This is a genomic window from Paraburkholderia graminis C4D1M, from assembly GCF_000172415.1.
Classification (GTDB): domain Bacteria; phylum Pseudomonadota; class Gammaproteobacteria; order Burkholderiales; family Burkholderiaceae; genus Paraburkholderia; species Paraburkholderia graminis.
This window is the reverse complement of sequence record NZ_ABLD01000014.1, coordinates 29670-50908: the sequence shown is the minus strand read 5'-3', so window position 1 is coordinate 50908 and position 21239 is coordinate 29670. Positions and strand designations below refer to the sequence as shown.

Annotated in this window: 20 protein-coding genes; 5 read left to right on the top strand and 15 right to left on the bottom strand. The window is 62.5% G+C overall.

The features are described 5' to 3' along the window. Nucleotides 1–145 precede the first annotated feature (145 nt). The 9 genes from BGRAMDRAFT_RS21025 to BGRAMDRAFT_RS20985 all read right to left on the bottom strand — a co-directional run bounded on the left by BGRAMDRAFT_RS21025 (nt 146) and on the right by BGRAMDRAFT_RS20985 (nt 11925). On the bottom strand, nt 146–1318 hold the full coding sequence (locus BGRAMDRAFT_RS21025; RefSeq protein WP_006050834.1) for an ABC transporter substrate-binding protein: 1173 nt from the start codon (nt 1316–1318) through the stop codon (nt 146–148). 387 nt (nt 1319–1705) lie between these two features. Continuing rightward, nucleotides 1706–2872 carry an ABC transporter substrate-binding protein gene (locus BGRAMDRAFT_RS21020; protein ID WP_006050833.1) on the bottom strand — a complete coding sequence of 389 codons (1167 nt, stop codon included), beginning with the start codon at nt 2870–2872 and terminating at the stop codon, nt 1706–1708. A gap of 523 nt (nt 2873–3395) precedes the next feature. After that, entirely contained in the window at nt 3396–4367 is a 972-nt protein-coding gene (locus BGRAMDRAFT_RS21015) for a branched-chain amino acid ABC transporter permease (RefSeq protein ID WP_006050832.1), read from the bottom strand. Further along, nucleotides 4367–5251 (bottom strand): branched-chain amino acid ABC transporter permease, encoded by an 885-nt coding sequence (locus BGRAMDRAFT_RS21010; protein WP_006050831.1) that lies wholly within the window; start codon nt 5249–5251, stop codon nt 4367–4369. Before BGRAMDRAFT_RS21010 ends, BGRAMDRAFT_RS21015 begins: the two co-directional genes overlap by 1 nt. A gap of 164 nt (nt 5252–5415) precedes the next feature. Beyond that, nucleotides 5416–6630 carry an ABC transporter substrate-binding protein gene (locus tag BGRAMDRAFT_RS21005; protein WP_006050830.1) on the bottom strand — a complete coding sequence of 405 codons (1215 nt, stop codon included), beginning with the start codon at nt 6628–6630 and terminating at the stop codon, nt 5416–5418. Nucleotides 6631–6683: 53 nt separating this feature from the next. Further along, a complete protein-coding gene (locus BGRAMDRAFT_RS21000) occupies nt 6684–7442 on the bottom strand; it encodes an ABC transporter ATP-binding protein (protein WP_006050829.1) in 759 nt (252 codons plus the stop codon). Then, on the bottom strand, nt 7439–8218 hold the full coding sequence (locus tag BGRAMDRAFT_RS20995; RefSeq protein ID WP_006050828.1) for an ABC transporter ATP-binding protein: 780 nt from the start codon (nt 8216–8218) through the stop codon (nt 7439–7441). Before BGRAMDRAFT_RS20995 ends, BGRAMDRAFT_RS21000 begins: the two co-directional genes overlap by 4 nt. A 322-nt stretch (nt 8219–8540) precedes the next feature. Then, nucleotides 8541–10253 carry a GMC family oxidoreductase gene (locus tag BGRAMDRAFT_RS20990; protein ID WP_006050827.1) on the bottom strand — a complete coding sequence of 571 codons (1713 nt, stop codon included), beginning with the start codon at nt 10251–10253 and terminating at the stop codon, nt 8541–8543. A gap of 133 nt (nt 10254–10386) precedes the next feature. After that, nucleotides 10387–11925: a CoA-acylating methylmalonate-semialdehyde dehydrogenase gene (locus BGRAMDRAFT_RS20985; RefSeq protein ID WP_006050826.1), complete on the bottom strand. Its 1539-nt coding sequence runs from the start codon at nt 11923–11925 to the stop codon at nt 10387–10389. Between the two features lie 156 nt (nt 11926–12081). On the opposite strand from BGRAMDRAFT_RS20985, the gene BGRAMDRAFT_RS20980 reads away from it, so the two are divergent. Together BGRAMDRAFT_RS20980 and BGRAMDRAFT_RS20975 are read left to right on the top strand one after the other, a co-directional pair. Continuing rightward, complete coding sequence (locus BGRAMDRAFT_RS20980; protein ID WP_006050825.1) at nt 12082–12981, top strand: LysR family transcriptional regulator; 900 nt, start codon at nt 12082–12084, stop codon at nt 12979–12981. A 259-nt stretch (nt 12982–13240) separates the two neighbouring features. Next, a complete protein-coding gene (locus BGRAMDRAFT_RS20975; RefSeq protein ID WP_006050824.1) occupies nt 13241–13780 on the top strand; it encodes a class IV adenylate cyclase in 540 nt (179 codons plus the stop codon). 28 nt (nt 13781–13808) lie between these two features. Here the strand turns inward: BGRAMDRAFT_RS20975 and BGRAMDRAFT_RS20970 are convergent, their stop codons facing one another. Beyond that, entirely contained in the window at nt 13809–14300 is a 492-nt protein-coding gene (locus BGRAMDRAFT_RS20970) for an Lrp/AsnC family transcriptional regulator (RefSeq protein WP_006050823.1), read from the bottom strand. Nucleotides 14301–14492: 192 nt separating this feature from the next. Here BGRAMDRAFT_RS20970 and BGRAMDRAFT_RS20965 point away from each other — a divergent pair, with 192 nt between their 5' ends. After that, nucleotides 14493–14822, top strand: coding sequence for a 4a-hydroxytetrahydrobiopterin dehydratase (locus BGRAMDRAFT_RS20965; RefSeq protein WP_006050822.1), 330 nt, complete (start codon nt 14493–14495; stop codon nt 14820–14822). Nucleotides 14823–14861: 39 nt separating this feature from the next. Here the strand turns inward: BGRAMDRAFT_RS20965 and BGRAMDRAFT_RS20960 are convergent, their stop codons facing one another. Next, nucleotides 14862–15086, bottom strand: coding sequence for a DUF3717 domain-containing protein (locus tag BGRAMDRAFT_RS20960; protein WP_006050821.1), 225 nt, complete (start codon nt 15084–15086; stop codon nt 14862–14864). A 179-nt stretch (nt 15087–15265) separates the two neighbouring features. On the opposite strand from BGRAMDRAFT_RS20960, the gene BGRAMDRAFT_RS20955 reads away from it, so the two are divergent. Beyond that, complete coding sequence (locus tag BGRAMDRAFT_RS20955) at nt 15266–15952, top strand: response regulator (protein ID WP_006050820.1); 687 nt, start codon at nt 15266–15268, stop codon at nt 15950–15952. Nucleotides 15953–16084: 132 nt separating this feature from the next. Then, nucleotides 16085–17587, top strand: a complete 1503-nt coding sequence (locus tag BGRAMDRAFT_RS20950; protein WP_006050819.1) for a sensor histidine kinase — start codon at nt 16085–16087, stop codon at nt 17585–17587. A gap of 75 nt (nt 17588–17662) precedes the next feature. On the opposite strand, the gene BGRAMDRAFT_RS20945 is transcribed toward BGRAMDRAFT_RS20950, so the two are convergent. The 4 genes from BGRAMDRAFT_RS20945 to BGRAMDRAFT_RS20930 all read right to left on the bottom strand — a co-directional run bounded on the left by BGRAMDRAFT_RS20945 (nt 17663) and on the right by BGRAMDRAFT_RS20930 (nt 21135). After that, nucleotides 17663–18220 (bottom strand): SET domain-containing protein, encoded by a 558-nt coding sequence (locus BGRAMDRAFT_RS20945; RefSeq protein WP_006050818.1) that lies wholly within the window; start codon nt 18218–18220, stop codon nt 17663–17665. Between the two features lie 229 nt (nt 18221–18449). Then, nucleotides 18450–19562, bottom strand: a complete 1113-nt coding sequence (locus BGRAMDRAFT_RS20940; protein WP_006050817.1) for an NADH:flavin oxidoreductase/NADH oxidase — start codon at nt 19560–19562, stop codon at nt 18450–18452. 97 nt (nt 19563–19659) lie between these two features. Continuing rightward, complete coding sequence (locus tag BGRAMDRAFT_RS20935; protein WP_006050816.1) at nt 19660–20373, bottom strand: glutamine amidotransferase; 714 nt, start codon at nt 20371–20373, stop codon at nt 19660–19662. A gap of 123 nt (nt 20374–20496) precedes the next feature. Continuing rightward, nucleotides 20497–21135: a MarR family winged helix-turn-helix transcriptional regulator gene (locus BGRAMDRAFT_RS20930; RefSeq protein ID WP_006050815.1), complete on the bottom strand. Its 639-nt coding sequence runs from the start codon at nt 21133–21135 to the stop codon at nt 20497–20499. Nucleotides 21136–21239: the final 104 nt, after the last annotated feature.

The following is a 21239-nucleotide window of genomic DNA, read 5'->3' as shown; positions in this document are numbered from 1 at the left end:
TCGAAATCGAAACTGGAAAAAGACGACCGCCGCGCCGGAGCACGGCGCGGCGGTCGGTGCCATTGTCATCGAACAGAATGGCAGTGCGGCGTCATGTGCCGCACTTCACGAGAGGCGCGTACCGCTTTCTATGAGTCGCTTTGTATTAGTCGTTCTGCAGCTTCCACTTGCCGTCGACGATCTCGACGATCACGCGTGCGCGCTTGTCGAGGCCGTTGTGGTCAGTCGTGGTCGTGTTCATGATGCCGTGCGAGACCGGCAGTTCCTTGATGCTTTCCAGCGCGCCGCGCAGTGCCACGCGGAATGCTTCGGTGCCCGGTTGAGCCGTCTTCAAAGCCTCCGGAATCGCACGTTGCAGCATCTGGCCGGCGTCCCATGCATGACCGCCGAAGGTCGCGACCGAACCCGCGCCGTAGGCTTTCTCGTACGCCGCCTTATAGGCCAGCGACGACTTCTTCACCGGATTCGACTCCGGCAATTGATCGGCGACGAGGATCGGACCGGCCGGCAGAATTTCGCCTTCGCAGTCCTTGGCGCACACGCGCAGGAAGTCGTTATTCGCGACGCCGTGCGTCTGATAAATCTTGCCCTTGTAGCCGCGCTCCTTAAGCGTCTTGGCCGGCAGCGCAGCCGGCGTGCCGGAGCCTGCGATCAGGACCGCGTCGGGATTCGCACCCATCGTCTTGAGCACCTGGCCCGTCACCGAAGCGTCGGTACGGTTGAAGCGCTCGTTCGTCACGATCTTCAGGTTGTGCGCAGCGGCTGCGGTTGTGAACACCTTGTTCCAGCTATCGCCGTAGGCATCCGCGAAGCCGATGAAGCCGACCGTCTTCACGCCGTGATGCTCCATGTACTCGGCAATGGCGTCGGCCATCAGGCTGTCGTTCTGCGGCGGTTTGAAGGCCCATGCGCGCTTCGCGTCCATCGGCGAGATGATCGCAGCGGAAGCCGCGAGCGAAATGACCGGCGTCTTGCCTTCTGATGCGGGATCGAGCATGGCCAGCGAATTCGGCGTGACGGTTGAGCCGATGATCGCGTCGACGTGATCTTCGTCGATCAGCTTGCGCGTGTTCTGCACGGCCTTGCCCGTATCGGACGCGTCATCGAGGATGATGTACTGCACCGTCTTGCCGCCGATCTCTTTCGGCAGCAACGCAATCGTGTTTTTCTCAGGAATCCCGAGCGATGCAGCCGGCCCCGTGGTCGACAGCGTCACGCCGATCTTCACCTGAGCGAACGCCGCGCCTGCACCGCACATCAATGCCATCGCGATGCCAGTCCGTACCCATTGCTTTGTCTTTGTCTTTGTCATTGCCATTGCAAGTCTCCAACGCTCCGAAGTGCGTATCTGTGATCCGACTCGTGGGTCGGGTGTCTGAATCTAGTTATAGGGTCCGGCTGTGCCAAGCATGGTTTTCCCTGCTCAACGAGATAGCCTTCGCCGCTTGTAGGTCACTCCCTGCTGCTGCGATTCCTGAAATGTCGTTTCCGAACTGGCGTGCACAAAACACTAACATGTTAGTAGTATTGCGTCGTGTCGCGCCGACGGTCAATAGACTGCAACCCAAATGCGGGTTTGTCCTGAAGCCGCACAACCACACTCGCGGCGTCGATACAGCGCTGCAAAAAGCAACCGAGGCAATAAAAAAGACGCGTCAACTGCACGCGTCTTTTTGTATGAGGTCGACTATTGCTTCGCCCTTGCTCAGTCGCCGGACAACTTCCACTTGCCGCCGACAATCTGCACCATCACGCGCGCCCGCTGATCGAGACCGGCATGGTCGTTCGCGCTCATGTTGAAGATGCCATGCGATGCAGGCAGATCTTTCGTGCCTTCGAGCGCGGCGCGCAGCGCTTCGCGGAACGCCGGCGTGCCGGGCTGCCCTTTCTTCAGCGCGAGAGGAATCGCGCGTTGCAGCAGCAGACCCGCGTCCCATGCGTGACCGCCGAAAGTCGACACCGAGCCCGCGCCATATGCGCCTTCGTACGCGCGCTTGTAGGCGAGCGCGCTCTTCTTCACCGGATTCGAATCGGGCAGTTGCTCCGCGACGAGCAGCGGGCCAGCCGGCAGATATGTACCCTCGCAGTCCTTGCCGCACACGCGCAGGAAGTCGTTATTCGCGACGCCGTGCGTCTGGTAGTACTTGCCCTTGTAACCACGCTCCCTGAGCGTTTTCTGCGGCAGCGCTGCGGGTGTGCCCGCGCCTGCGATCAGCACCGCGTCCGGGTTCTGCGACATGATCTTCAGCACCTGGCCCGTGACCGACGCGTCGTTGCGCGCGAAGCGTTCGTTCGCCACGACCTTGATCTTCGCGAGGTCGGCGGCCTTGCTGAATTCCTTGAACCAGCTCTCGCCGTAGCCGTCCGAGAAGCCGATGAACGCGACCGTCTTCACGCCCTGGTTGGACATGTGCTGCGCGATCGCGGTGGCCATCAGGATGTCGTTTTGCGGCGTCTTGAAGACCCACGCGCGCTTTGCGTCCATTGGCTCGACGATGCTTGCGGCAGCAGCCAGAGAGATAACCGGCGTGGTGTTTTCCGCGGCGACGTCCATCATGGCGAGCGAATTCGGCACGACGGTCGAGCCGATCATCGCGTCGACGTGATCTTCGCTGGTGAGCTTGCGGGCGTTCTTGACGGCTTGCGTGGAATCCGTCGCGTCGTCGAGCACGATGTAATCGATCTTCTGCCCGGCCACTTCCTTGGGCAGCAACGCGATGGTGTTTTTCTCCGGGATGCCGAGCGATGCGGCCGGGCCGGTTGCCGAGACAGTGACGCCGATTTTCACGTCCGCGAATACAGGGCCGCTCCATGCAGCCGAAACTCCGGTGGCGACCAATGCCGCGCTGATCCAACGCAATGCCGACTTCATCCCGCTCCTCTGTGCCCCGTTAAAACAATTCAAATTAAATTCGTGAATTAAATCCCGACCCAGCGGTCGGTGAATGAGGAGTGTAGCGGAGGCGAGCCGCACGCCGCAAGCGTTTTGACGGGCTGTGGCGTGGCAAATGAGCGAATCGTCGGCGACATAAAACGGTCACCGAGTTAGCAAAAGATTTGAATGGCGCTATTTGGAAAACAAAAATAAAAAGCGCTGTTGGATATCAATCCAACAGCGCTTTCGTGTGGGCACTTAGTGCCTCATGTCTCCTCGTTCTCCACCTGCAAATTCGTGGTGCATCAGAACTGCATGAAGGTTAAACGAGCACCCCCCATGCCACAACTAGCAATTACCCTAGTGGTGCAGTGCGGCACTAAATTGGGGCGCGTTTAAGCGCCGTTGCCGCAGGATACGTGAATAAGGGCTCAAGCGGTATCGACCGGTCATACTGCAAAGCAGCGCAATTAGATCGGACGCCGAAGTAATTCGATGCACTGCAACCGGACTGCACCGCTCAGGCGCGCAACGGACGAACGCGCGCGATGATCTCGCCCACGATCCCGCGCCGGAACGCGAGCACGCAGGCGATAAAGATCACGCCCGTCACGATCGTCACCGATTCGCCCAATGAGCGGAACCATTCGACGCCCGTCGTCGAAGCGAGCGCGCTGCCGATGTCGCCCAGCCGATCTTCAAGAGCCACGATCAGCGCCGCGCCGAGCAGCGGCCCGAACAGCGTGCCCATGCCGCCGACGAGCGTCATCAGCACGACGAGGCCCGACATCGTCCAATACGCATCGCTCAAAGTTTCGAAGCCTTGCACCACGACCTTCAGCGACCCTGCGAGTCCCGCAAGCCCCGCCGAGAGAATGAAGGCCAGCAACTTGAAGCGGTCGGTATCGTAGCCGAGCGACACGGCGCGCGGCTCGTTTTCCTTGATCGCGACGAGCACCTGACCGAACGGCGAATGCACGATCCGCACGATCAGCAGGAACGCGAGCACCATGATCGCCAGCACGACAAAGTACAGCGCGACGTCGGACGAAAGATCCAGCACGCCGAAAAGCTTGCCGCGCGGCACGCCTTGCAGACCGTCCTCGCCATGTGTGAACGGCGCTTGCAGGAACACGAAGTAGACCATTTGTGCGAGCGCGAGCGTCACCATCGCAAAGTAAATGCCCTGGCGGCGAATCGCGAAGATGCCGACGACAAACCCCAGCAGCGTCGCGCAAGCAGTGCCCGCAAGCACGCCGAGCTCGGGCGAAAAGCCGAGCGTCTGCATCGCATAACCGGTGACGTAACCTGCCGACGCGAGAAACATCGCGTGGCCGAACGACAGCAGCCCCGTGTATCCGATCAGCAGATTGAACGCGGCGGCGAAGAGCGCGAAGCACATCACCTTCATCACGAAGAGCGGATAGATGCCGAGCACGGGCACCGCGAGGAGCGCGAGCAGCAGCAGACCGTAGAGCAGTTTTCTCTGCATCATTTTTCCTTGCCGAAGAGACCCGCCGGACGCACCAGCAACACGAGCGCCATGATGACGAACACCACGGTCGCCGACGCCTCCGGATAGAACACGCGCGTCAGTCCTTCGATCACGCCGAGCATGAGGCCCGTGAGAATCGAGCCCATGATGGAACCCATTCCGCCGATCACCACGACCGCGAACACGGTGATGATCATCGGCTGGCCCATCAGCGGCGACACCTGGATGACGGGCGCGGCGAGCACGCCGGCAAACGCGGCGAGCGCGACGCCGAAGCCGTAGGTGAGCGTGATCATCAGCGGCACGTTGATGCCGAACGCCTCGACGAGCTTGGGGTTCTCCGTGCCCGCGCGCAGATAGGCGCCAAGCCGTGTCTTCTCGATCACGAACCACGTCGCGAAGCAGACGATGAGCGACGCCACGACGACCCACGCGCGATAATTCGGCAGGAACATGAAGCCGAGGTTGGTCGCGCCCGACAACGCCGATGGCACGTCGTAAGGCTGACCGGACGAGCCGTAGATGGAGCGGAACACGCCTTCCACGACGAGCGTCAGCCCGAACGTGAGCAACAGCCCGTACAGATGATCGAGCTTGTACAGCCAGCGCAGCATCGAGCGTTCTATCAGTACGCCGAACAGGCCGACGAGCAGCGGCGCGATGATCAGCATCGGCCAGTACGGCACGCCGAAGTACGAGAAACCCATCCACGCGAGCATCGCGCCGAGCATGAACAACGCGCCGTGCGCGAAGTTGATCACGTTCAGCAGGCCGAAGATCACCGCAAGGCCCAGACTCAGAATTGCGTAGAACGAGCCGTTCACGAGTCCGAGCAGCAACTGGCTCAGCATCGCGGGAAGCGGAATGCCAAAGATGTCCATTGAAGCCTTCACCTATCGTCAAGGCGAGATCGGTTGCGCACGATCGGGCCGGCACGCGAAGCGCGCATCACGCCGGCCGCGCGCGGCATATGAAGCGAAGCGAAGCGAACGGCTGACTGCCCACGCGGACAGCCAGCCGTCACAGTCAGGCCGTCAATCCGCGCTTATTTCCACAGCGCGCAGCGCGTTTCCGACTTCGTCGTGAACGCCTGCTCGCCCGGAATCGTCGCGGTGATCTTGTAGTAGTCCCACGGCTCTTTCGACTCAGCCGGCGTCTTCACCTGCATCAGGTACATGTCGTGGATCATGCTGCCGTCCTGACGGATGTAGCCCTTCGCATAGAAGTCGTCGATCTTCGTCTTCTTCAGTTGCGCCATGACTTTCTCGGAGTCGGTCGAGCCGACTGCCTGCACCGCTTTCAGGTAATTCATCGTCGCCGAATAGTCGGCGGCCTGCAGGCTCGACGGCATCTTGCGCATCTTGTCGAAGTAACGCTGCGCCCACTTGCGCGTGTTCGCGTCCTTGTTCCAGTACCAGCTATCGGTCAGCACGAGACCTTGTGTTGTTTCAAGACCGAGACTGTGCACGTCGTTGATGAACATCAGCAGCGCGGCGAGCTTCATGCTCTTCGTAATGCCGAATTCCTTCGCGGCCTTGATCGAGTTGATCGTGTCGCCGCCCGCATTGGCGAGACCGAGAACCTGCGCCTTCGACGACTGTGCCTGCAACAGGAACGACGAGAAATCCGACGCCGACAACGGATGACGCACCGCGCCCAGCACCTGGCCGCCGGTCGCCTTCACCACGTCCGACGTGTTCTTTTCAAGCGCTTTGCCGAACGCATAGTCGGCCGTCAGGAAGTACCACGACTTGCCGCCCTGCTTCACGACCGCTGAGCCGGTGCCTTTTGCGAGCGCCGTCGTGTCGTACGCATAGTGAATCGTGTACGGCGTGCATTGCTCGTTGGTCAGCGTGTCCGCGCCCGCGCCGATGCTGATGTACACCTTGTGCTTTTCACCGGCGACGGTGTTCATCGACAGGCCGGTTGCCGAGTTCGTGCCGCCGATCAGCAGATCGAGTCCCTCGCGATCCATCCATTCGCGTGCGCGCGATGCCGCGATGTCCGCCTTGTTCTGGTGATCCGCATACAGCACGGTGATCGGCTTGCCGTTGACCTTGCCGCCGAAATCGGCAACCGCCATGCGGATCGCCTCGAGGCCGCCCTGGCCGTCGATGTCCGCGTAAAGCCCCGACATGTCGGTGATGAAACCGATCTTCACTGCGTCGTCAGCCGCTTGCGCGCTACTCATCGTGATAGCGGCGCCGGCGGCGACCGCGAAACAAACTGAGGCAAGCCGCGCGAGTGGGTTCTTTTTCATTCGTGTCTCCTGGTTCTTCGCTTGTGGTTATCAGAGGCAGTTGGGCGCGCTCTCTACACGCCCAGCAAATCGTGCAGCACCGGCATCTTGCTTTCGAGTTCACTTGCCCCGAAGTGTTCGACGATCGTACCGTGCTCCATCACATAGAAGCGATCGGCAAGTGGCGCGGCAAAGCGGAAATTCTGTTCGACCATCACGATCGTGTAGCCGCGCGCCTTCAACGTGACGATCATGCGCGCGAGCGCCTGCACGATGACAGGCGCGAGCCCTTCGGAAATCTCGTCGAGCAGCAGCAGGCTCGCGCCGGTGCGCAGTATGCGCGCAACCGCGAGCATCTGCTGTTCGCCGCCTGAGAGCCGCGTGCCCTGGCTCATGCGGCGTTCCTGCAGATTCGGGAACATCGAATAGATTTCCTCGAGCGACATCATGTGCGCCTTGTCGCCGACAGGCGGCGGCAACAACAGATTTTCCTCGCACGAGAGGCTCGAAAAAATGCCGCGCTCTTCGGGACAATAGCCAATGCCGCAATGCGCGATGCGATGCGTGGGCAGATTGATCGTTTCACGTCCGCCGATGCGGATCGAGCCCGTGCGCCGACCCGTGAGTCCCATGATCGCGCGCAATGTCGTGGTGCGCCCCGCCCCGTTGCGTCCGAGCAGCGTGACAACCTCGCCGCGGTCCACGGTCAGATCGACGCCATGCAGGATGTGCGACTCGCCATACCAGGCCTGCAATCCCGTGATTTCGAGCGCGGGCGCGCCAGCGGCCTTGCCGCTCACCTCGAGGCTTTCGCGCTCGGCAATTGTGTTCATGCGTGGGCTCCGGCGAGCGCCGCGTCGGCGCTGCCCATATAGGCTTGCATCACGAGCGGATTCTTCGACACGTCGGCATACGTGCCCTCGGCGAGCACTTCGCCTCGTTGCAGCACGGTGATCGTGTCGGAGATGCCGGCAATCACGTTCATGTTGTGTTCGACCATCAGAATCGTGCGGCCGCTCGATACTTTCTTGATTAATGCCGTCACGCGATCGACGTCCTCGTGGCCCATGCCTTGCGTCGGCTCGTCGAGCAGCATGAGTTCGGGTTCCATCGCGAGCGTGGTGGCGATTTCCAGCGCGCGCTTGCGGCCGTATGAGAGTTCGACGGTCAGTACATCGGCGAAATCGGTCAGGCCCACTTGCGTGAGCAGGTCCATCGCCCGGTCGTCGAGTTGGCGCAGCGTGCGCTCGCTTTTCCAGAAATGAAAAGCCGTGCCGAGCGAGCGCTGCAAACCGATGCGCACATTCTGCAATGCCGTCAGATGCGGAAACACAGCGGAAATCTGGAACGAACGAATGATGCCGCGCCGCGCGATTTGCGCCGGCCGCTCTTTCGTAATGTCGACGCCGTTAAAGACGATCTGGCCGGCTGTCGGTTCGAGGAACTTGGTGAGCAGGTTGAAGCAGGTGGTCTTGCCTGCTCCATTGGGGCCGATCAGCGCATGGATCGAGCCACGGCGCACGCGCAGGTTCACGCCGTTCACGGCAATGAAGCCTTTGAACTCACGGGTGAGGCCGCGCGTTTCGAGAATCGTATCGCCGAGAATCATGTTCCCTTCCATACGGAGTTAGGCGAAGCACTACGAGCTTTCGCGCGAAGCCTTGCGCGACTTTTAATTTGGACGGCGGCACCCCGTGCACGCTCGTTGGCGTGCTGCACCAATCCGGACGGTAATCCCTGGGGCAACACGCAGCATGGCTGCCATTGTCGCGCCAATGATGCAGCGCATTCATTGGGATTTGCACTTAGTGGATGATGCGTGTGCGACCGCGCACGGCAGTCTCTCATTGGAGACAGGCGGCGTGTGGATGCACGCGACTGTGCTTGGAATGCGCGGCACGCATGGCGCGTGCCGCGATGCGAGATGTGTGTCAGGCTGCGGTCATCGAGACTGCCTTGCCTGCCTGCGCGGTCACGCTGCCGGCCACGCGCGCGCGGCGATCCTCGCGGATCATGTCGCTTGCGCGCTCCGCGATCATCAACGTAGGCGAGTTCGTGTTGCCCGATGTGATGGTAGGCATGACCGATGCGTCGACCACGCGCAGCCCATCCACCCCGATAACTCGTAGCCTGTTGTCGACGACCGCAGCGGGATCGTCGGTCGTGCCCATGCGGCATGTGCCGACAGGATGGAAGATCGTGGTGCCCACAAGCCCTGCCGCACGTTGCAGTTCTTCCTCGCTCTGATACTCGATACCCGGCAAGATTTCCCGCGGCTGGTAACGCGCGAGCGCAGGCGCGGCAGCAATGCGGCGCGTGAGACGCAACGCGTTCGCCGCCACATGGCGGTCATAATCCGTCGACAGATAGTTGGGCGCGATCAACGGCGGCGCCGACGAGTCCGCCGATTCGATATGAATGCTGCCGCGCGAAGTCGGCCGCAACTGACACACGGATGCCGTGAATGCATTGAACCGGTGCAGCGGTTCGCCGAAGCGATCGAGTGAAAGCGGCTGCACGTGATATTCGAGGTCGGGCCGCGCGAGCGAGCGATCGTCGGGATCGGACTTCGCGAACGCGCCCAGTTGCGACGGCGACATCGACATGGGGCCGCTTTGAAACAGCGCGTACTGCACGCCGATCATCAGCTTGCCCCACCAATGGGCGGACGCCGTGTTCAACGTGCGCACGCCGTCGACCTGATAAGCCATGCGCAGTTGCAAATGGTCCTGCAAGTTTTCGCCGACACCGCGCAGATCGTTGACGACTTCGATACCGAGGTTGTGCAGACGCGCGCCGTTACCAATGCCGGATAGCTCGAGCAATTGCGGCGAGTTCACCGCGCCCGAACTCAGTATGACTTCGCAGCGCGCTTTGGCCACGTAGTCGATCTCGTTGCCGCGATATTCGACGCCCGTGCAACGGCGTCCTTCGAATATGACGCGCTGCGTATGCGCGCCGGTGATGATCGTGAGATTCGGCCGCCTCATCGCGGGGCGCAAGAACGCTTTCGAAGCATTCCAGCGAATGCCGCGCTTCTGGTTGACGTCGAAGTAGCCGACTCCCGTGTTGTCGCCGCGATTGAAGTCGTCGGTGGCGGGAATGCCGGTTTCCTGCGCGGCCTTCGCGAACTCCTCGAGTATTTTCCATTTGAGGCGTTGCTTCTCGACGCGCCACGGACCGCCCGCGCCATGCGATTCGCTCGCACCCGCGTAGTGGTCCTCGCTGCGTTTGAAGACGGGCAGCACGGCGTCCCACGACCACGACGCGTCGTTGGTCACGCGTGCCCATTCGTCGTAATCCTCGCGCTGGCCGCGCATATAGATCATGCCGTTGATCGACGAACTGCCGCCGAGCACGCGGCCGCGCGGATACGAGAGCGCGCGGCCGTTTAGCCCCGGCTCGGCCTGCGTTTTATAAAGCCAGTCAGTGCGAGGATTGCCGATGCAGTAGAGATAGCCGACCGGAACATGAATCCAGTGATAGTCGTCCTTGCCGCCCGCTTCGAGCAACAGGACCTGCACGTCCGGATCTTCGGTCAGGCGATTGGCGAGCACGCAGCCCGCCGTCCCGGCGCCAACGATGATGTAGTCGAATTCGCCTTCGAGACGCCGCCCCGAAGACGCAGCTTGCGCGTGGCTCATCGTTCAGTCTCCTAATCATTTTTTGCCGACGGCTTCACGCCCGGCTTTATCGACACCTTCGGCGCGCGTCACGAGAAACGCGCGACGCACGCCGAAGGCCACAACCGTGAACCGCTTCCAACTACGTCGCGAACTACTTCGCGACCGGCATGGTGAACTCCGCGCCCTTCGCGATGCTGTCGGGCCAGCGCTGCATGATGCTCTTGTAGCGCGTGTAAAACCGCACGCCTTCCTCGCCGTACGCGTGATGATCGCCGAACAGCGACTTCTTCCAGCCGCCGAACGAATGCCACGCCATCGGCACGGGAATCGGCACGTTGATGCCGACCATGCCGATCTGGATCTGCCGCGAGAACGCGCGCGCGATGCCGCCGTCCGACGTGAACAACGACACGCCGTTGGCAAACTCATTCGCGTTGATCAGTTCCACCGCCGACGCGAAATCGGGCACGCGCACCACGCACAGCACCGGCCCGAAAATTTCCTCGCGATAGATCTTCATATCGGTCGACACATTGTCGAACAACGTGCCGCCGAGGAAGAAGCCTTTCTCGTGACCATCGACCTGATGACCGCGGCCATCGACGACGAGCTTCGCGCCTGCCGCGACGCCGGCTTCGATATAGCCGAGCACTTTCTCGCGATGCGCGGCCGTCACCAACGGTCCCATTTCGGCGGCCGCTTCCATGCCGTTCAGAATCTTCAGGCTCTTCACGCGAGGCGTGAGCCGCTCGACCAGCTCATCCGCGATATGGCCGACTGCCACCGCGACCGAGATTGCCATGCAGCGCTCGCCGGCCGAACCGTAGGCCGCGCCGATCAACGCGTCGACGGCCTGATCGAGGTCGGCGTCCGGCATCACGACGAGGTGATTCTTGGCACCGCCCAACGCCTGCACGCGCTTGCCGTGCCGCGTGCCTTCGCTGTGGATGTACTCGGCGATCGGCGTCGAGCCGACAAACGACACCGCGCTCACATCGGGATGCACGAGCAGCGCGTCGACCGCGACCTTGTCGCCGTGAACGACGTTGAACACGCCATCGGGCAAACCGGCCTCTTTGAGCAATTCGGCGATACGGTTCGATGCCGACGGATCGCGCTCCGACGGCTTCAGCACGAACGTATTGCCGCAGGCGATCGCGACGGGGAACATCCAGCACGGCACCATCATCGGAAAATTGAATGGCGTGATGCCGGCGACCACGCCGAGCGGCTGGCGCAGATTCCAGTTGTCGATGCCGCCGCCGATCTGGTCAGTGAAGTCCGTCTTCAACAGATTCGGAATGCCGCAGGCGAACTCGACCACTTCGATGCCGCGCATCACTTCGCCCTTCGCATCGGAAAACACCTTGCCGTGCTCACGCGTGATGAGTTCCGCGAGTTCGTCGTGATGGCGGTCGAGCAGTTCCTTGAACTTGAACAGCACGCGCGCGCGTTTGATCGGCGCCGTCTCGCTCCATGCGGGAAACGCGGCGTAGGCGGCGGCGACGGCCGCATCGACTTCGGCGACGCTACCGAGCGGCACGCGCGCGCTCACTTCGCCGAGCGCGGGATTGAAGACGTCGGCGAAACGGCCGCTCGTTCCGTCAATGGCCTTGCCGTTGATGAAATGCGTCAGCGCCCGCACGCCCGCGGCGCTGCGGACGGTTTCGTCCTGATATGTCTCGCTCATGTTCTGTCCTCTCGGTTGGGGACCATCGTTCGCGATGGTTTGCTGCCTATCTTCCGCCACAAAACGGCGTACTGGAATACGAGGTTACGGCGCTTGGTCGCGTGAAATCCAATGAGTAATGCTCAACTGCGCTATAAGCCGCGTTAATATCAGTGGATGGATCTCACTCTGCTACGCGCGTTCGTCACTGTGGCACGCGAGGGCAATCTCACGCGTGCCGCCGTGCAACTGCATCTCACGCAGCCGGCTGTCAGTCTGCAAATCAAGCATTTGCAGGAGACGCTCGGCGTCGCGCTGTTCACGCGGACCTCGCACGGGCTCTCGCTTACGCGCGACGGCCAGGCGCTGCTGCCGCACGCCGAACGCGCATTGGCTGCGGCAAGCGACGTGCAGCGCGCCGCGCAATCGCTGCGTCAGGAAGTGCGCGGACGCTTGCGCATCGGCACGATCCTCGATCCGGAGTTCCTGCGGCTCGGCGGCTTTCTGAAGCAACTGGTGGAGACGTGGCCGCACATCGAGACGGCTTTGCGGCACGGCATGTCGGGCTGGGTGCTCGACCAGGTTCGCGCAGGCGAGCTGGACGTCGGCTACTACATCGGCGTGCCGTCCGACGACGATACACGCGACGGTTCCGCGTTCCATACACTGACGCTCACGCACTTCCAGTACCGCGTGCTCGCGCCGGCCGGCTGGAAAGACCGCGTCAAAGGCGCGCGCGACTGGCGTTCGCTCGCCGCGTTTCCGTGGATCTGGACGCCGCCCGCGTCGGCGCATAACCGGCTGCTGTCCCGAGCGTTCGGCGAGGCGGGCGTCAAGCCGGTGAAGGTGGCCGAAGTGGACCAGGAGCCGTCGATGCTCGATCTCGTCAAGTCGGGCGTGGGCCTCACGCTCGCGCGCGACGCGATTGCGATCGCCGAGGCTCACGCGCATGCGCTGACCATCGTCGAAGGCATTACGGTGCCGACGCAACTGAGCTTTATCACGCTGGCCGAGCGCAAGGACGAGCCTGCGATAGCCGCCGCGTTGAAGCTGATCGAACTGCAGTGGACGACGTGAAAACCGCCTGAACTTGGGTCCGGTATTGGACCGCCGCGATATGAGCGGTTCTCATGACAGCGCGCGGGCACTCCCGCAAAGTAATCGAGTCCGACTGAAACCGCGGCGTCACGGAGTTTTTGTTAGATTGACGGTTCGCGCATGCGCCGGCCCTTCGTGCTGTCCCTGCTTTCCCGTTCCGACCGACTCTGTCTTCCCGGCAGCTTCGCCCCACTCACGACGAAGCCGCTTACCACCCTATTCCCGACAGGAGCCTGACATGGCACGCAACATCGAAATCAAAGCCCGCGCCCAGCATTTCGAACAGCTGCGCGAACGCGCGGCGCAGCTTGCGCCGGACGCGCCGCTGATCTTCCGCCAGCAGGATTTCTTCTACGACGTGCCGCGCGGACGTCTGAAGCTGCGCCAGTTCGACGACGGCACGCCCGCCGAACTGATCTTCTACCGGCGCGACGACCGCGACGGTCCGAAGGCGTCGTACTACACACGCAGTCCCGTGACGAACCCCGAAGCGATGCACTCGCTGCTTGCCACGGCGCTGACCACGCGCGGCATCGTCACCAAGGAACGGCATGTGTATCTGGCGGGGCGCACGCGCATTCATCTGGACCGCGTCGATGGCCTCGGCGATTTCGTCGAGCTGGAAGTGGTCCTCGCGCAAGACGATAACGAGGAAGACGGTCACGCGGAAGCGCATGCGATGTTCGCGAGTCTCGGCGTGCCGGAATCGGATCTGGTGGCGGTGGCTTATGTCGATCTGCTGACGAGCCCCGGCGGCGAGCCGAAGCAGGCCGCATAAAACGCGCGTATCGCCGCTCGAGCGCGGCTCACGCCGCAGCCGTTCCCGGCGACAGATGCGCAAGCGGCAACGGCCCGTTGCGCTTGAACGTCGTGAGCACGATGTTCGAGCGCACGCTGTCCACGCCGGGCACGCGCATCAGCTTTTTCATCACGAACGTGGACAGGTAATTCAGGTCGGGCGCGACGATGCGCAGCAGATAGTCGGCGTCGCCCACCACCGCGTGACATTCCAGCACTTCGGGCAACGCGTCGATCTGCTGCTGAAACTGCTCGATGATCGAATCGCCGTGATGCTTGAGCTTGAGGCTCGTAAAGGCCGTCACGCCCAGGCCGAGCTTTTCCGGCCGCAGCACGACGCGATAGCCGTCCACCACGCCGATCTGTTCCAGCCGCTGCAAGCGCCGCCCGATCTGCGACGGCGACAGCGGCACTTGCTCGGCAAGCTGCTGATGAGTCGCGCGGCCGAAGCGCTGAAGCACGTCCAGCAGCGCGAGGTCGAAGTGGTCGAGGTCTAGCATGGTGCAATTCCGCATTAAATAGCCGTTCAATGCGGGATTATTGCATGTGATCCCGACGATACGCCCAACGCCCGCTCATCCGACGGGCCGCTGCATGCCGCCGCCCCACCTCTCAGCGAGCCCGCCGCATCCGTGGAAAAATAAACGAAAGCGTCGGCATGGCGACGCAAACCGAGCACACGAGGTGACCCGATGATCCACAAACTGAGTTCCGAAGAACGCACCGCCGAACTCGCCCGCTTGCACGGCTGGCAACCCGCGACCGACCGCGATGCGATCCAGCGGCAGTTCGAGTTCGCCGATTTCAACGAAGCCTTCGGCTTCATGACGCGTGTCGCAATCAAAGCGCAGGAAATGGATCACCATCCCGAATGGTTCAACGTGTACAACAAGGTGCAGATCACGCTGTCGACGCATGAAGCAAATGGACTGACGAAGCGCGATATCGAACTGGCGCACTTTATCGAGACGATCACGGCACACACGCGCAACGCGGCCAACACGCAGAATTCGTCGTACTGAAAGGCCTTTGCAGGCAACCGCGGACGAAAACCTTCAGTTCTACAGGCTATTTTTAAGGCGCACGTAAGAATCCCACGCCTGGCGTGCATTGGCGTCCAAACGATCCCGCGATAGCGTGTTCCGACGCTGTACAATCAGGAGCGCATACGGCTTGGAGAGCGCGCTTGCCTCCTTGCACAGAACGAGTTCGTCTCCGCTCGAAGGTGAGCGGGCGCGCCAGAAGTTGATCGCGGCTTCGAGTTCCTGAATGCTGATCTCGGACATGGCTTCGATTACCCGGAGGGCGCGAGCGCGCTGCTCGATGACTGCGTGGTTGACTGCTTGGTGGCTTGGGCCGATCCGGCATGAGCACACACCGCGGTCCGCGTAGCAGATGTGTAAAGCAGGCGCCCCGGCGAACCGCTTGCCCGAACGCCTAAACCCATTGTAATTGAGCGAGATCCATGCGACTCCTTCTGATCGAAGATGACCGCCCCATCGCACGCGGCATCCAAAGCAGCCTCGAACAAGCCGGCTTCACCGTCGACATGGTCCACGACGGCATTTTCGCCGAACAGGCTCTCACCCAAAACCGTCACGAACTGGTGATTCTCGACCTCGGCTTGCCGGGCATCGACGGCATGACGCTGCTCGCGCGTTTCCGTCAGAGCAATCGCCATACGCCAGTGATCATCCTCACCGCGCGCGACGAACTGAACGACCGCGTCCAGGGCCTGAATTCCGGCGCGGACGACTACATGCTCAAGCCGTTCGAGCCGACCGAGCTCGAAGCGCGCATTCGCGCGGTGATGCGCCGCAGCGGTCCGCACGGCGACATGCCGCGTCCGGAAGTGTCGCTGGGCGGCGTGCGTCTGTCGGGCGTCGATCGGCGCATTTTCAACGACGACAAGCCCCTCGAACTGTCGCCGCGCGAATTCGCCGTGCTCGAAATGCTGCTGCTGCGCCACGGCCGCGTGGTCAGCAAAGCGCAACTGCAAGACCACCTCACGCATTTCGGCGGCGATCTCGGCGACACCGCGATCGAAGTCTATGTGCACCGCGTGCGCAAAAAGCTCGAGAGCTGCCGCGTCGAAATCGTTACGGTGCGCGGTTTCGGTTACCTGTTGCAGGAAATCCGTCAGGCCGCATAATCGTCGTGAAGGCCGCCACTCTGTCGCGGCCTGACGGCGCCGGGCCGGCGCGGCGCACTGCGTGCGCGAGTCGCCGGCATCCGGTGAAACTTCATGGCGCCTCGCGCCTGCCCTCTTCCCACGCGTTCGATCATGCCCCAGCCGGCCGCCAATAGTCTGCGCCGCACGCTGCTGCGGCGCCTAGCTGCTCCGCTTTCGCTGCTCGCGCTGATGAGCGGCCTGATCGCCTATTGGCTCGCGTGGCAGTACACGCAGCACGTGGTCGATCGCTCGCTTGCGGACCTCGCGACAGCCATCTCGAAGCAGATTCAGATTGCGGGCCCCGAAGCGCCCATTACCGTGCCGCCGCTCGCGCAAGCGATGTTTTCCGATCCCGTCGAGCATCTCGTCTATCGGATCAGCGATGGCGAAACCGAAATTGCCGGCGATGAAACGCTGCCGCTGCAAGGCACCAGCGTTCGGCGCATGCATTACGCGTATGTGTTCGAAACGCAGCATCAGGGCGTGACGGTGCGCGTCGCGCAGGTGAGGGTCGATCAGCCGGTGGGCAATCCGATCGTCGTCGAGGTCGGGCAGCCGGTGCATCACCGCTTCCGCATCGCCGCGGAATTTCTCGTGGCGATCATGATGCCGCTGTTGCTGCTGCTGCTCGCGGGCTGGGTGATCGTATGGCGAGTGGTGAATCAGCAGCTCAATCCGCTGACCGATCTCGCGGACTCGTTGAACCGGCAGACGCACACGTCGCTCGAACCGGTCGACGAGACCTATGTGCCCGTCGAAATCCGGCCGCTGACCGGCGCCGTCAATGCGCTGCTCGGCCGTCTCAAGACCGCGCTCGACGGCCAGCGCAAATTCATCGCCGATGCCGCGCATCAACTGCGCACGCCGCTCACGGCCGTCAAGCTGCACGCAGAGCAAGCGGCTGTCGCGCGCGATCCGCAACAGACGCTCGCCGCCGTGCGCGAGTTGCGTGCGGCCGCCGATCGCGCGGTGCGTCTGTCGAATCAGTTGCTGTCTCTCGCGCGCGCGGAACCGGCCGAGCAGGCCGCGCGCTTCGTCAATGTCGATATGGCCGCGCTCGCGTTCGATACCGGCGCGGAATGGGTGCCGCGCGCGTTGGCTTCGCACATCGACCTCGGTTTTCAGCGGCTCGACGATCCGGCCAACGATCATCCGTTGATCGCGCGCGGCAATCCGGTGCTGCTGCACGAAGTGATCGCGAATCTGCTGGATAACGCGCTGAAGTACGTGCCGCCTTCGCGCTTCGACGGTGGGCGCATTACGGTCACGGTGTCGCAAACCGTGATCGACGACGTGCGCATGGCCGAGATCGTCGTCGAAGACAATGGCGCGGGCGTGCCTCACACGCAGCAAGCCGACCTGTTCAAGCGGTTTTTCCGCGGCGACGGTCAGAGCGATGACGGCGTGGACGGCGGCGCCGGTCTCGGTCTCGCGATCGTTCACGACATCATGGCGCTGCATCACGGCAGCGTGCATTACGAAGACGCGCCCGAAGGCGGAGCGCGTTTCATCGTGCGTATTCCGGTCGTGGAAACGGCGCGGCCGGCACACGCTAACGACGACGCGCAAGACCACGAAAAAAAACCGGCGCACTCGGCGCCGGTCGATCTGTAGCGGTAACTTAGGTCTTCGCGCTGCGCGGGCGTCATTCACACGACGAACCGCGCAGCTCGCGCGCTGCTTCTCGCGTTACTTCTTCCTGGCCTTCTTCGCCGGGCTGGCCGACTTGGCAGACTTAACGGACTTTGCGGTTTTCGCAGCCTTGGCCGGCTTCGCCGCTTTAGCCGCGGCCTTGTCCTTCTCGGTCGGCGCGAGCATCGTGCCGCGGCATTTGCGCGAGCCGCAGCGGCATTCGTATTCCTTCTTGAGCTTCTTCGTCTGACGTGCGTCGATCACGAGACCGTAATCGTAGAAGATCTCCTCGCCCTCGGCGATGTCGCGCAGCGCATGCACGTACACGTGACCGTCGATCTCTTCCGCTTCGCAGTTCGGCGCGCACGAGTGGTTGATCCAGCGTGCGCTGTTGCCGCTCACCTTGCCGTCGATCACCTTGCCGCTATCGAGCGCAAAGTAGAACGTGTGATTCGGTTCGTCAGGATTATGCGGATGACGGCGCAACGCTTCTTTCCAGGAAATCCGCTCGCCCTTGTATTCGATTAGCCGCTCGCCGGCCGCAATCGGTTCGAGCGCAAACACGCCTTTGCCGTGCACACCGGAACGACGCACGGCGATCCTGCGTGAACTCATTGAATGAATCCTTGTGAAGAACTGGGGATGAAGTCCGGCAGCCGTCGGAAAAGCTCGCGTCTGACGCGCTGATTTTTTCTGGCGCTCATAGCAAACGCGGCGCCCTGCGAGCGCCGCGTCGACCTGCGACGCTTACGCGCCACAACCGGCATCCTACACGCTGAAGATGGCTTCGTTCAACCGTCAAAAACGTGGACCTCATGCGATCGTGCGTCACGCATGAGCCGCCTCATCTTTGTCCGAATGAAATCTCGCCGAACAGCGCCTTCTGATCGCGCGGTTGCGAGCGCCAGTACTGCGGCGGCGCTTCGACCGTCGCGCCGAGTTGCGCAGCGGCGTGCCACGGCCAGCGCGGGTTGTATAGCAGCGCACGAGCCAGCGCGATCAGATCGGCGTCGCCCTGTTCGATCAGTTGCTCCGCGTGAAACGGATCGGTGATGAGTCCGACGCCGATGGTCGTGAGCCCCGTCGCCTGTTTGACGGCCTTGGCGAACGGAATCTGATAGCCCGGCTCGAGCGGAATCTTCTGCAACGGCGAGACGCCGCCGGACGATACGTCGATCCAGTCGCAACCGCGCTTCTTCAACTCGTGTGCGAACGCGATGGTGTCTTCCAGCGACCAGCCGCCTTCGACCCAATCCGTTGCGGACACACGCACGCCGACCGGTTTGTCGGCGGGAAAAGACGCGCGCACGATGTCGAAGATCTCGAGCGGAAAACGCATGCGGTTTTCGAGCGAACCGCCGTAGTCGTCATCCCGTTGATTGGCGAGCGGCGAAAGAAACTGATGCAGCAAATAGCCGTGTGCGGCATGCACTTCGAGTGCGTCGATGCCGAGACGCGCGGCGCGCCGCGCGGACGCCGCAAACGCTTCGCGGATGCGATTCAGGCCAGGTGTGTCGAGCGCGAGCGGCGGCTCTTCGCCCGCTTTGTGCGGCAACGCCGACGGCGCATGCGGCAACCAGCCGCCCTGCGAGACCGGAATCAGCTGGCCGCCTTCCCACGGCGCATGACTCGACGCCTTGCGCCCGGCATGCGACAACTGCATCGTCACGTTGATGTGCGAGTGCTTGCGGATCGCGGCGAGCACGGGCGTGAGCGCGGCTTCGGTCGCGTCGTCCCACAAGCCCAGATCGCCCGGCGTGATGCGGCCGTCCGGTTCGACAGCCGTCGCCTCGATGCACAACATGCCGGCGCCGGACAACGCGAGACTGCCGAGGTGAATCATGTGCCACGCGGTGGCTTCGCCCCGTTCGGCGGAATACTGGCACATCGGCGACACGACGATGCGATTCGGAAGCGTCACGCTACGCAGCGTGAGTGGAGAAAATAGCGCGCTCATGGATCACCGCCCAGTAGAAAACCGAGAGCGAACGAGGATAGCACCGCGAGTCATTTGCTGCAGGCAGGCCACTTGTGGCCGCCGCTGAAGCGCTCGCTCAGGGCTGCGCCTGTACCTGATCGAGCCATTCGCCGAACATACGGCAAGCAGCCGCCTCCAGAGCTGGGCCGAATTGCGCGGTCTCGGCGCGCAATTGACGCGCGTCGATTCCATGCTCCACGAGTTCGCCCGCATTGCCGATCAGCCAGGGCTCGAAGCGATCCGTGCGGATCTCGGGATGACATTGCAACGCGAGCACATGGCTGCCCCACGTGAACGCCTGGTTTTCACACGCGCTCGTGGATGCGAGACGCGTCGCGTTCGCGGGAAGGTCGAAGGTATCGCCATGCCAATGCAGCATGGACGTATGCGCGCCATCCAGATGACGCACCGGCGATGCGCGGCCGGCCTCCGTCAGCGTGAGCGGTTCCCAGCCGAGCTCCGTATGGCCCGCGGGATACACTCGCGCGCCGAGCGCACGCGCGATCAGTTGCGCGCCGAGACAAATGCCGAGTGTGGGAAGCCCTGCTTCGATGCGTTTTTCGATCATCGAAAGCAGCGGCACGAGCGTGGGATAGCGCGCGTCGTCGGTGGCGCTGATCGGGCCGCCGAGCACCACCATCAACGATGACGTGACCGGGTTCGGCGCCTCGATGCGGGCAAAGCCGACGTCGAGATAACGCACGGGCCGCCCGCGTTCGCCGAGCACGAGTTCGAGACTGCCCAGATCCTCGAAGTGCACGTGGCGAATGGCCAGAACTTCCTGATTCATCAGCCTGTCACCTTCAGATTGACTGCGGACTGCCGCTGCGCGGCACCGAAAAAGCCGGCAGGCGGCAAACGCCGCCTGCTGTTGCCGGTTGCAGTGTAGCGGATTGGCAGCGAAGCAGCCGCCTTACTGGGCGAAGATCTTCCAGGTCTTTTTCTGCGTGGCGACGTCGGCGGTTTCATGCACGGCGCAATCCAGACGCAGATCCGTATCCGCCATGTTCAGATCGAGCAGCGCGCAATGATGCGGCGTTTTCTTCGGATTCTTGCTCGGCTCGAAATGCGTGCAGCTCAGGCACATGCGGTGCGGCGGAATGTTGCCCTGCGCTTCCAGTTGATGAACCGTCTTGAGCAGCGTGCGATAGAACAGGGCCTGCTCGTCGTCGCGCAACGTGCCCACAGCCTTGGCCAGAAAGTCAGGCCATTGCGCGGCGCGCTTCGCAGCCGTGCGGCCGCGAGTGGTCAGACGAACGGCGAGCGCGCGGCCGTCATCGAGAGCGCGGCGCTTTTCGACCAGTCCCTTGGTCTCGAGCGTACTGACCGCGTCGCTGGTGGTCGCGGCGGTCAGTGCCGTTTCGCGCGCGATTTCCCCGAGCCGCATCGGCCCCTTTCGTTGCATCAGCAAAACCAGGATTTCGCCCTGCGTGGGCGTGAGGCCAGCGCCTTCCGCCCATTCCCAAGCCTGGCTTCGCATCGCCGTGCTCAGTCGCAAGAGGCTGTGGGTGACTCGCCCGGTTGCCTGTTCTCCGTATACGCCTTCGCTCATAATCTTCGATTGGTTTATTTACAGCTTTTGTGCGGTGCCGGCCGTTGTTGCCGGGAACGCCCGTAGCCTGTGTGGGGTAGCCCCGCCCAAAACAGGACGAGACG